The organism is Pandoraea fibrosis, assembly GCF_000807775.2.
GTDB classification, from domain to species: Bacteria; Pseudomonadota; Gammaproteobacteria; order Burkholderiales; family Burkholderiaceae; genus Pandoraea; species Pandoraea fibrosis.
This window is the reverse complement of the sequence record NZ_CP047385.1, coordinates 2,461,755-2,473,893: the sequence shown is the minus strand read 5'-3', so window position 1 is coordinate 2,473,893 and position 12,139 is coordinate 2,461,755. Positions and strand designations below refer to the sequence as shown.

Here is a 12,139-nt window from a genome sequence, read left to right as displayed (position 1 = left end):
GGCGTCGCCCACGCGTCTTTGCTCAATGGCCGTCAGACCTTCCTCACACGGTGAGCAAGCGTCTGATTTACGAGCAAAAAGTTCCGTAATTTTTCGACTCACGCACGAATCGGGCTGGGGTTACAATCCCAGCCCAAGTGCCTGCCACCCGGCGTCATGCGGGTTTTGCGGGATTCGTGATGGCCTACCGCCCGAAGTGAAATGAACGCTCAAATCGACCCGGCCCTGCGCCGCGAACGCCGGCTGTACCTTCTGCTTACCGTCGTCTGCCTCGCCCTGTTGGGCGGTGCGTTGTACTTCCAGTACGTGCGTCACGAAGACCCGTGCCCGCTATGCATTCTCACGCGATACGCGCTCGTGCTGATTGCGATCTTCGGGTTGGTCGGTGCGGTTTCGCGCGGCTGGGCAGGCATTCAGTTCGCCCGTGTGCTCGCCGCCCTGTCGGCCATCGGCGGCATGGCCGCGTCGGGCTATCTGATTTATGTGCAAGCCAATCCGATGGTGAGCTGCGGATACGACGTGGTCGAAGGATTCGTCGACGCATTGCCGACGTCGCGCTTGCTGCCGCAGGTATTCCAGGTGCAGGGCATGTGCCAGACGATGTACCCGCCGATCCTCGGTCTCACACTGCCGATGTGGTCGCTCGCCGCGTTTGTCGTAATTTTCCTGTCGCTGGCGTTGCATCGTCCGCGCCGCGCGATTTCGTTGCGCTGAGTTCGTAACGCTAAGGCGTCGCTGAGCGCTGTCCGGGCCTACCGCGCTTTTCATCCTACCGGCCGTCTGCCTTCTGGCAGCGGCCGCGTCCCCCGCCTCCCTACGCTGTGCCGCCAGCCCTCAGGGGCGTGCCACGACGGGCGCTTCTGCCCCGCCACTGCTCACGGCATCCAATTCCGTCGCCACCTCCGCCACTCGCCGGCGCAGCCACGTCACCTCCGGTGCCGCATGCGTGCGCTCGTGCCATAGCTGATAGAACCGCATCGGTGGAAAGGCAAACGGCGACGGCAACACGCGAATCGGCAGGTACCGCGCGTAGTGCTGTGCGAACTGACGGCCGGTCGTAAACACCAGATCGGTGCGCATCAGCACATACGGCACGAGCCCGAAGTACGGCATCGTCATCTGAATGTTGCGACGCAAGCCCTGCTCGGCCAGACATCCGTCGATGAAGCTCTGACGTTCGGCCACATAGGGCGTGGGGGCCAGATGCGGCAATTCCAGATAATGCTTAAGCGAAATGCCCTTGTTCGCGAGCGGATGCTGCGCACCGAGCATGCAGACCACTTCGTCGTCGAACAGACGCGACATGTGCAATTGCGGCGGCGGTTCGAGCCAATTACCGATCACCACGTCGAGCGAGCCGTTCTCCAGCGCCCCGGCATAATCGAACCCCGCGTTGATCGGCTGAACGTGCAGGCGCGCCGAGGGAGCGTCGCGGCGCAGCACTTCGGCGATATTGGGCAGAAAAACGGCGTCGAGATAGTCGGGCGCCCCGAGCCGGAACGCCCGCGTGGTAGTCTGCGGCGCAAATTCCGTGGTCGGATGGGTGATGCGCTCGATGGCGGCCAGCGCATCGGTGGCGTAGCCCAGCAGTTCACGGCCTCGTTCGGTGGCCACCATGCCGCTTTTGCCGCGCACCAGAATGGCGTCGCCGGTGATCTCGCGCAGGCGGCGCAACGAATTGCTGATAGCCGGCTGCGACTGGCCGAGCTTGAGCGCGGCGCGCGAAACGCTCTGTTCGGTGAGCAGCGTATGAAGTACCCGCAGCAGGTAGGCGTCGATCTGTTCGCGGGGTCTTTGCATGAGTTGGGGCGCTCTTGGGACTTGTTGAACGCCGGATGACGGCGGGTTGAGCCATAGTTTATGACAATGCCGGGTCATCGGGGCGACCGAATAGGCATCATCATGGCCCCGAAATATTTACCACCCCCGCCGGTGCTATCTTCGGCTCATCCCCACGCCGGCGCAGACCCGGCGCTTCTGCAATCCCACTGCACTACACTGAGAACCATGGAGACACAAGCCATCCGCTTCTATTACCGCGGCAAGGTGCACGAGGTCACTGGCGAGGCCACGACCCGCACCGTGCTTCAGTACACGCGCGAAGACCTGCACTGCACCGGCACCAAGGAAGGGTGCGCCGAAGGCGATTGCGGTGCCTGTACGGTCGTGATCGGCGAGTTGGCCGACGATGGCAACGTGGCACTGCGGGCAGTCAACGCCTGCATCCAGTTCCTGCCCACGCTCGACGGCAAAGCCCTTTTTACGGTGGAAGACTTGCGCGCTCAGGACGGCACCCTGCATCCGGTGCAACAGGCGCTCGTGGATTGCCACGCCTCGCAATGCGGCTTCTGCACACCGGGTTTCGTGATGTCGCTGTGGGCCATGTATCTGAATCGCCCGGCCGATGCCGGCTGCCCGAGCCGTCGCGAGATCGACGACGTCCTCTCCGGCAACCTGTGCCGCTGCACCGGGTATCGCCCCATCGTCGACGCCGCGCAGAAGATGTTCGACCTGCCGCGCCAGGATTTCGACCGTACAGCGCTGGCCAAGCAGCTTCAGGCGTTGCAACGCGGCGGCACCCTGTCTTACGAGCACGATGGCCATGTTTTCCACGCGCCGCGCACGCTGGCTGAGATGGGCCGCCTGCGCGCCGCCTACCCCGACGCCCGCATTCTCGCCGGCAGCACCGACGTCGGCTTGTGGGTCACCAAGCAATTCCGTGAGCTCAAGCATCTGATCTATCTCGGCCAAGTCGCGGAACTGCGCGAGATTTCCGAAGGTCCGAACGACATCTATATCGGTGCGGGCGCCTTGCTCAACGATGCTTTCGATGCCCTCGTCAAACACTATCCGGAACTGGCCGAACTGCGTCAGCGCTTTGCGTCGTTCCCGATTCGCAACGCCGGTACGCTGGGCGGCAACGTCGCGAACGGCTCCCCCATCGGCGATTCGATGCCGGCGCTGATCGTGCTCGGCACCCGCATCGTGCTGCATCGCGAAGGCGTCGTGCGCGAGATGCCGCTCGAGGACTTCTATCTGGCATATCAGAAGAATGCCCTTCAGCCCGGCGAATTCGTGCAGGGCATCCGCGTACCACTGCCGGGGAACGCCCAGCGTTTCCGCACGTACAAACTGGCCAAGCGCTTCGATCAGGACATCTCGGCGGTGTGCGCCGCGTTCGCCGTCGAACTCGACGGCGACATCGTGCGCTCGGCCCGCGTGGCCTTCGGCGGCATGGCCGCCACGCCCAAGCGCGGTAATGCCATCGAAGCGGCGCTGAACGGCCAGCCGTGGACGGAAGCGACCGTGCGCGCCGCCATGGCGGCCGTGCCGAGCGACTACCAGCCGCTCTCGGACATGCGGGCGACCAGCGCCTACCGCCTCGCCGGCGCGCAAAATCTGCTGTATCGTTTTTTCCTGGAGACGCGCACCGATGCGCCGCTTGCGGCACACGAAGTCAACGCGTTTGCCAACGTCTAACCGGAGTTGCCCATGAACACGCAAGTTGAAGGCTTCATGACGCAGACCGGTGCCGCCACCGCGGCCGGTGCCCAGGTGGGTCGCTCGCGTACGCACGAGTCGGCCGAACTTCACGTGGCCGGCGAAGCCACTTACACCGACGACATTCCCGAACTGCAAGGCACGCTGCACTGCGCCCTGGGGGCGTCGCCCAAGGCTCACGCCCGCATTCTCTCGCTCGATCTCGACGCCGTGCGTCGCGCACCCGGCGTGGTGGCGGTGCTGACCGCCGCCGACATCCCCGGCGTGAACGATTGCGGTCCCGTCATTCACGACGACCCGATTCTCGCGGACGGTATTGTTCAGTACATCGGTCAGCCGATGTTCGCCGTGGTAGCCGAGTCGCATGACTCGGCGCGCCGTGCCGCGCGTCTGGCCAAGGGCGAATACGAAGACCTGCCGGCCATCCTGACGCCGCAAGCCGCCAAGGCCGCTGGGGCGGGCGTGCTGCCGCCGTATCACCTGCGTCGTGGCGATGCCGATGCGGCACTGCAAGCCTCGCCGCACCGGCTGACCGGCACGTTCGAATGCAACGGGCAGGAACAGTTCTATCTGGAAGGCCAGATTTCGTATGCGATCCCGAAGGAAAACGACGGGATTCACGTCTATTGTTCGACGCAACACCCGACCGAAATGCAGGCCCTCGTCTCGCACGCCCTTGGCTGGCACAGCCATCAGGTGCTGGTCGAATGCCGTCGCATGGGCGGTGGTTTCGGCGGCAAGGAATCGCAATCCGGCCTGTTTGCGTGTGTGGCGGCACTGTGCGCTACGCGCCTGAAGCGCCCCGTGAAGTTGCGTCTCGATCGCGACGACGACTTCATGATGACCGGCAAGCGTCACGGTTTTTACTTCGAATACGACATCGGCTTCGACGATGACGGCCGCATTCAGGGTGCGAAGGTCGACATGACCCTGCGCGCAGGCTTCTCGGCCGACCTGTCGGGCCCGGTCGCCACGCGCGCCATCTGCCACTTCGACAACGCCTACTTTGTGCCCGATGCCGACCTTCGGGCGCTGTGCGGCAAGACGAACACGCAGTCGAACACGGCGTTTCGGGGCTTCGGCGGCCCGCAAGGCGCGCTCATCATGGAAGTGGTGCAAGACGCCATTGCCCGCCATCTGGGCAAGGACGCCCTCGATGTGCGGCGCGCGAACTTCTACGGCAAGACCGAGCGCAACGTCACGCCCTACGGGCAAGTGGTCAAGGACAACGTCATTCACGAACTCGTCGCAGAGTTGGAGCGCACGAGCGACTACCGTGCGCGACGCGAGGCGGTGCAGGCGTTCAACCGCACGAGTCCGGTGCTGCGAAAGGGTCTCGCGCTCACGCCGCTCAAGTTCGGTATTTCGTTCAACGTGCAGGCCTTCAATCAGGCCGGTGCACTGGTGCACATCTATCGTGACGGCTCGATGCTCGTGAATCACGGCGGCACGGAGATGGGGCAAGGTCTGAACACCAAGGTGGCTCAGGTGGTGGCGCACGAGTTGGGGGTCGATCTCTCGCATGTGCGCGTGACGGCGACCGACACCAGCAAGGTGGCGAACACCTCGGCCACGGCGGCCTCGACCGGTGCCGACCTGAATGGCAAGGCCGCGCAGAACGCCGCATGGCAGATTCGTCAGCGACTGGCGGCCTTTGCTGCACAGAAGTACGGTGGCTCGGCCGACGACGTGCGCTTCGCCAACGATGTCGTGAGCGTGAACGGCCACGACGTCGCCTTCCCCGATCTGGTGGAAGCGGCTTACTGGGCGCGCGTGCAACTGTGGTCCGACGGTTTCTACGCGACGCCGGGCCTGTCGTGGGATGCCGCGACCATGAACGGCAATCCGTTCTACTACTTCTCTTACGGCGCCGCCGTCTCGGAAGTGGTGCTCGACACGCTCACCGGAGAATGGCGCCTGCTACGCGCCGACGTGCTGCACGACGCCGGCAAATCGATCAACCCTGCGCTGGACATCGGTCAGGTCGAAGGCGCCTTCATTCAGGGCATGGGCTGGCTGACGACGGAAGAACTGTGGTGGAACAAGGACGGCAAGCTCATGACGCATGCCCCCTCCACGTACAAGATCCCCGGCATCAGCGATTGTCCGACGGACTTCCGCGTGGCCTTGTTCGAGAACGCCAACGTGTCGGACTCTATCCATCGCTCGAAGGCCGTGGGCGAACCGCCGCTACTGCTGCCGTTCTCGGTGTTCAACGCCCTGCGCGATGCCGTGGCAAGCGTGAACGACTATCGTGACGAGCCGGTCCTCAATGCGCCGGCAACCTCTGAAGCGCTGCTCATGGCGATCACCGAGTTGCGCACGCGGAGCGCCGCCTGATGCATCGCTGGGTCGATGCCGCCCACAAGCTGCTGGTCCGTGGCGAGGCCGCGGTACTGGTAACGATCGCGCGCGTGGAAGGCTCTGCGCCGCGCGAAGCGGGTACGCATCTGCTCGTGACACGCGAGCATGTGTGGGAAACCATCGGCGGCGGGCATCTCGAATGGCGGGCAATGGACGTCGCTCGCCAGTTGCTGCGCCAGCACGGGCAGCAAGGTGCGCGCCACGTCGAACGTTTCGCGCTGGGCCCAAGCCTCGGCCAGTGCTGCGGCGGCGCCGTCACCCTCGCCTTCGAAGTGCTCACACTGGCCGATCTGGCCTGGGTGAGCGCGCTTCACAAGCGGCTCGCCGCCGGTGAGGCGAGTCTGCGCAGCGTCGCGTTCGGGGCCCCGGGCGCCGACGCGGTATCGAGCCAGCAGCAAGGCGGCCCGGTCATGCTGACGGAACTCGACCCGAACGAACCGCTGGCGCATCCGCACACCCTGACCCGGGATGCCGACGACGCCGCCTGCTCGTTCTGGCAAGGCAGCGACGGCTGGCTATGGCTGAGCGAGCGTCTGGCACCCAGTGACTTCCATATCGTATTGTTCGGTGCAGGCCACGTCGGACAAGCCATCGTGCAAGTGCTGGCCACGCTGCCATGCCGTGTGACATGGGCCGACGAGCGCACCGAAACCTTCCCGGAGCATGTGCCGCCGAATACGGTGGTGGAATCGACCGACACTCCGGAAGCCATCGTGACCGAAGCGCCGCCGGGCGCGTATTTTCTCGTCATGACGCATAACCATGCGCTGGATCAGCGCCTGTGCGAAGCCATCTTCAAACGCGACGACTTCGCATACTTCGGCCTGATCGGATCGATGACGAAGCGCCGCCAGTTCGAGCACCGTCTGCGCGATCGCGGGGTGACGCCCGAGCGTTTCGAGCAGATGATCTGCCCCATCGGTGTCGCCGGCATTACCGGCAAGGCACCGGCGACGATTGCCATTGCCGTGGCGGCCCAGCTATTGCGCGTGCGCGAGCAGCAGATGCGCCAGAGCGCACCGGCATCGACGCACGACGCCGGCGTCGCCATCTGAGCACCGCCCGGCCACCCCGCGCACGCATTTGGGCGTGACCGGCATTCGGTGACGACGGTAGAATCCCGCCCATCCCCTACAACAGAATTTCTTCATGCCACTCACGCCCGAACTCGCCAAGACCCTTTGCGCCATGCCCAAGGCGGAGCTGCATCTGCATATCGAGGGCACGCTGGAGCCCGAGCTGATCTTCCAGCTCGCGCAGCGAAATGGCGTCACGCTGCCCTATCCGAGCGTGGAAGCGCTGCGCGACGCTTACGCCTTTACCGATCTGCAATCGTTCCTGGATATCTATTACGCAGGCGCAAGCGTACTCCTCACCGAAGACGATTTCTACGACATGACGCGCGCCTACCTCGAGCGTGCGGTGGCCGATAACATCCGCCACACTGAGCTATTCTTCGACCCGCAGACGCACACGGCGCGCGGCGTGTCGATGGCAACGGTCGTCAACGGCATCGAACGCGCACTGGCCGAGGCCGAGGCGCAACATGGCATCACGAGCCGCATGATTCTCTGCTTCCTGCGCCATTTGCCGGAAGCAGACGCGCTGCAAACGCTGGAAACCGCCCTGCCGTACTTCAATAGCCACGGGCACCGCCTCGTGGGCGTAGGCCTCGACTCGTCAGAACAAGGCCACCCGCCGTCCAAGTTCGCACGCGTATTCGAACGGTGCCGCGATCTGGGGCTGCGCATCGTGGCGCATGCCGGCGAAGAAGGGCCGCCCGCCTACATTCACGAAGCGCTGGACATGCTGCGCGTCGAGCGCGTGGATCACGGCGTGCGCGCCATCGAAGACGAAGCCCTGCTGGAGCGGCTGGCGCGCGAGAAAATCGCGCTCACGGTGTGCCCGCTCTCGAACGTGCGTCTCAAAGTGTTCGACGATATGGGCCAGCACACACTGCACCAGTTGCTCAAACGCGGCCTCGCCGTGACGATCAACTCGGACGATCCGGCCTATTTCGGCGGCTATCTGAACGAGAACTTTCTGGCGACATTCGATGCGCTGGACATGACGCTCGACGACGCTTACACGATGGCAAGGAACAGCTTCGAAGCCTCGTTCATCGATGACAGCGAGAAGCGCCGTCTGGTCGGTGAACTGACGCAGTTTCGTGCTGCGCAGGCGGCGTAAAGGACGATAAGCGACGATATCAGCGACGCAAAACTACGGAAAACGACGGCAAGTTCCGATTTTCTCCGTTGGCACGAAAAACGCCCGAGTCCGTTCGGGCGTTTTTTTGTGCGCATATTGATGCATAACCCGCAGCAAACCAGCCCCAACCCGCGTCGCCACATTACCTCGCGATGATGTGGAACATTCCGCATGAGGAATATTTTCACCGGGGCCCGATGCTATTTTTTGTGCGTGCCCGAATAGGCGTCATCAGGTGCCCCCACACCGCTGGCGGCGAGCGCACAAAACATCTTAGAACATCGGAGACAACACCCCATGGACTCATCGCTCAGCCCCCCGGCGGGTACTGCCGCGCCCGAAGCGGCTCACGACAGCACGCGTGTGGCGGGCGCGCAACCTGTCTCGTCGCTCGACCGTTATTTCGGTATCACGGCGCTTGGATCGACGTTCCGCACGGAAGTCATCGCGGGTATCACAACATTCCTCGCGGCGATGTACATCATCGTCGTCAATCCGGCCATCCTGTCGAAGACCGGCATGGCATTCCCGGCAGCGCTCACCGCCACGGTACTCATCAGCTTCTTCGGCAGTTGCGCGATGGGGCTCTATGCGCGCAATCCGGTGCTCGTTGCACCGGGCATGGGGCTGAACGCGCTGTTCGCCTTCACGATGGTGCACGGCGTCGGCATGCCGTGGCAGACGGCGCTGGGCTGCGTGTTCTGGTCCGGCATCCTCTTCGCGTTGCTCGCTGCGCTCAATGTGCGCCGCTTCGTCGTGGAGGCCATTCCGGCCAACCTGCGCTACGCGATCTCGTGTGGCATTGGCTTGTTCATCACCGTGATCGGCCTCGTCAACGCCAAGCTCGTGATCAGCGATCCGGTCACGGTCGTGCGTCTGGCGCACTTGTCGCCGCCGACCGTCACGTTCCTGATCGGGCTGGCGCTCACGACCGTGCTCGTCGCGCGGCGTGTGAACGGCGCACTGATGATCGGCATCGTCGTCACCACGCTCATGGCCATTCCCATCGGCCGGTTGTGGGGCGATGGCACCGCATACTTCCCGAAGGAAATCGCGACCGCCACGCTGGTGAACTTCCACGGCTTCTTCGCCGCCCCCGACTTCTCCGGCATCGGCCAGCTCGACCTGCTGGGCGCGCTGAAGGTGGCGTACCTGCCGTTCATCTTCGTGATGCTCTTCACGGCGTTCTTTGATACGCTCTCGACCTTCATGAGCATTGCCGAAGCCGGTAACATGAAGGACCGCGACGGCAATCCGCGCAATATGCGTCAGGCCATGATCGTCGATTCGTTCTCGGTGCTGATTTCCGGCCCGCTCGGCACCAGCCCGGCAAACGCCTACATCGAATCGGCCGCCGGTATCGCACAGGGCGGACGCACCGGGCTGACCGCACTTGTCTGTGCGCTGCTGTTCCTGCCGTTCCTGTTCCTGTCGCCGATGCTCTCGCTGGTGCCCGCCATCGCCACGGCCCCGGCGCTGATTCTGGTCGGTGTGTTTATGATGGAGTCCGTGGCGCGCATCGAATGGCATCGTATGGACGAAGCCATCCCGAGCTTCATCGCGGTGGTGATGATTCCGATTTCGTACTCGATCACCGACGGTATCGCCTACAGCTTCCTTGCGTTCGTCGTGCTCAAGCTGTTCACCGGGCGGGTGAAAGAGATCAAGCCGGCGATGTGGATCGTCGCCGCACTGGCAGTGCTGCTGCTCACGCAAATGTAACGATAGAAGGCCCCTGCACATGTCCACCACAAACCAAGCCCTGCGTGCCGTACGCGCGCAACTGGTCTACTTCACGCACGATCCCGCGCGCGCCTACCTCGATGGCACCCCCGGCACCGTGCACCATACCGACGGCATCGTGGCCTTCGAGAACGGCCGCATCAGCGCCGTAGGCGACTATGCCAGGGTGGCCCCCACCCTGCCCCCCGGCACGCCTGTCGAAGATCTGCGCGACAAGCTCATCACGCCCGGCTTCATCGACACGCACATCCACTATCCGCAAACGGATATGATCGCGTCGCCGGCGCCGGGGCTGTTGCCGTGGCTTGAGAAGTACACGTTCCCGACCGAGCGCCGTTTCGAGAATCCCGAGTACGCGGCCGACGTCGCCCAGTTCTTCCTTGACGAACTGCTGCGCGGCGGCACGACGAGCGCGCTTGTGTATTGCACGGTGCATCCGGGATCGGCGGACGCCTTCTTCAAGGCGAGCGACGCGCGCGACCTGCGCATGATCGCGGGCAAGGTGATGATGGATCGCAACTGTCCGGAATTCCTGCGCGACACGGCCGAGAGCGGCGCGCGCGACAGCGAAACGCTGATCCAGCGCTGGCACAACAAGGGGCGCCAGCTCTACGCGCTCACGCCGCGCTTTGCGCCAACGTCGACCGAAGCGCAACTGGGCGTGTGCGGCGAACTCGCCGAGCAGTATCAGGACGTGTTCATCCAGAGCCACGTCGCGGAGAACACCGACGAAGTCGAATGGGTGCGCTCGCTGTTCCCGGGGCATCGCAGCTATCTCGACGTGTATGACCATTACAAGCTGTTGCGTAAGCGCGCCGTGTACGGCCACTGCATCTGGCTCGACGAGCACGACCGCCGCCGCATGTTCGAGACGGGGACGGTCGCCGCGCATTGCCCCACGTCGAATCAATTCCTGGGCAGCGGTCTGTTCGATTTCGCCGCCGCCGAGGCGACCCGCATGCCGGTCACGCTCGCGACCGATGTGGGCGGAGGCTCGACTTTCTCGATGTTGCAAACGATGAACGAGGCGCACAAGGTGGCACGCCTGTCGGGCTACCACCTCTCGGCCGAACGCATGTTCTATCTGGCCACGGAAGGCGCGGCGCACGCACTCGACTTGCACGGGACCATCGGCACGCTGGCAGTGGGGGCCGAAGCCGACTTCGTGGTGCTCGACCCGAAAGCCACGCCGCTGCTCGCACGTCGCACGGCGTTGGCCGAGTCGCTCGAAGAACTCCTGTTCGCGTTCGCCATGCTCGGCGACGACCGCGCCATCGCCACGACCTACGCCGCAGGCAAACCGGTGCATCGCCGCGCGACCCACTGAGCCGACGCATTGACCTGCTGCCAATGCGCGGCAGCGTGACATATCGCTTTCGCGAGGAAACGGGCGCCATTGCTCAGGCACGGCGCACGTTCCCCCGCGGTCACCGACCGTGCGCAAGGGGCATGCGGTCGGGGATCTCCTTGGGCAGCCTGTCGGCTGCCCTTTTTTGCTTGGCGCTCACGCGCCGCTTGCGTTCGCTTGGGTTCGCTTTCGTTTAGCGACCGGTCTTTGCCGCATTCCGGCATCGTCCCGACATTTCCTACGGCTACGCCCATGCCACTCCCTCGGGTTCTGCCCCGACACCCCCTCCTCGGCCGTGTTTTGGCCGCTGTCCTCCCCTGCCTTGCCGGAGATGTCCCAACTCCGGAAACGATCCAGAACATCAAGGCGTGAAGCGTCTCGAATAGCTTCCGAAGTTCGCTTTTGGAATGTTGTTCTCCGATTCACTCTTTATCTCGCTTTATGGACCTCCCCCATTTACCCCCCGGCGACGTCATGCCATCGCTTGCTCACGCGCTGCATCTCGATATCGACACGCCGACCAACGCCATTGCACTTGAAGCCGCCGATGGCAGCCAGTGGTTCGTCGAACTTGCGGCCAACGGCGACCAAGTGATCGTCCACACCGACACGGGCCGCGGCGTTGCCCCCACACACCTTCGTCCGGAAGCGCTTGAGCGCCTGCTCGCCCTGAACACCGACCTGAGACTGATGCAAGGTGCCTGGCTCGGGATTCACGAAGCATCGAACTCGCTACGGCTCATGACAACGATACCGGCGGCGTCAGCCAACGTCGAAACGTTGGATCGAAAGATCGGCAACCTTCATGCGCTTCGCGAAACGATCACCCGAGCCTTGCTTGGCGATCAAGGTGCCCGCATGCCCGTCGCCGCGATCGCCTGATCGTATTCACACACACCGTCGCTCGGCTCGCCGCCGATTCGTCCAAACAGAACATCCAGACACGACATGCCTAATTTCTCAAACGCTCAA

Annotated in this window: 9 protein-coding genes; 8 read left to right on the top strand and 1 reads right to left on the bottom strand. The window is 63.8% G+C overall.

Annotated features, from left to right (window positions below):
- Positions 1-201 precede the first annotated feature (201 nt).
- Complete coding sequence (locus tag PI93_RS11120; protein WP_039368029.1) at positions 202-714, top strand: disulfide bond formation protein B; 513 nt, start codon at positions 202-204, stop codon at positions 712-714.
- A 120-nt stretch (positions 715-834) separates the two neighbouring features.
- On the opposite strand, the gene PI93_RS11115 is transcribed toward PI93_RS11120, so the two are convergent.
- On the bottom strand, positions 835-1,800 hold the full coding sequence (locus PI93_RS11115; protein WP_039368032.1) for a LysR substrate-binding domain-containing protein: 966 nt from the start codon (positions 1,798-1,800) through the stop codon (positions 835-837).
- 207 nt (positions 1,801-2,007) lie between these two features.
- On the opposite strand from PI93_RS11115, the gene xdhA reads away from it, so the two are divergent.
- The 7 genes from xdhA (at position 2,008) to PI93_RS11080 (ending at position 12,049) form a co-directional block, all read left to right on the top strand.
- The gene (gene xdhA, locus PI93_RS11110) at positions 2,008-3,480 is read left to right on the top strand and encodes a xanthine dehydrogenase small subunit (RefSeq protein ID WP_039368035.1); all 1,473 of its coding nucleotides are present in this window, start codon (positions 2,008-2,010) and stop codon (positions 3,478-3,480) included.
- A 12-nt stretch (positions 3,481-3,492) separates the two neighbouring features.
- A complete protein-coding gene (xdhB, locus tag PI93_RS11105) occupies positions 3,493-5,841 on the top strand; it encodes a xanthine dehydrogenase molybdopterin binding subunit (RefSeq protein ID WP_039368038.1) in 2,349 nt (782 codons plus the stop codon).
- Positions 5,841-6,920, top strand: coding sequence for a xanthine dehydrogenase accessory protein XdhC (xdhC, locus tag PI93_RS11100; RefSeq protein ID WP_039368041.1), 1,080 nt, complete (start codon positions 5,841-5,843; stop codon positions 6,918-6,920). Before xdhB ends, xdhC begins: the two co-directional genes overlap by 1 nt.
- Positions 6,921-7,014: 94 nt before the next feature.
- Positions 7,015-8,055, top strand: a complete 1,041-nt coding sequence (locus tag PI93_RS11095) for an adenosine deaminase (RefSeq protein ID WP_052240521.1) — start codon at positions 7,015-7,017, stop codon at positions 8,053-8,055.
- Positions 8,056-8,373: 318 nt separating this feature from the next.
- Positions 8,374-9,798, top strand: coding sequence for an NCS2 family permease (locus PI93_RS11090; protein WP_224786295.1), 1,425 nt, complete (start codon positions 8,374-8,376; stop codon positions 9,796-9,798).
- Between the two features lie 19 nt (positions 9,799-9,817).
- Positions 9,818-11,146, top strand: coding sequence for a guanine deaminase (gene guaD, locus PI93_RS11085; RefSeq protein WP_039368045.1), 1,329 nt, complete (start codon positions 9,818-9,820; stop codon positions 11,144-11,146).
- Positions 11,147-11,641: 495 nt separating this feature from the next.
- Complete coding sequence (locus tag PI93_RS11080; RefSeq protein WP_039368048.1) at positions 11,642-12,049, top strand: CesT family type III secretion system chaperone; 408 nt, start codon at positions 11,642-11,644, stop codon at positions 12,047-12,049.
- The last annotated feature ends 90 nt before the right edge of the window (positions 12,050-12,139 follow it).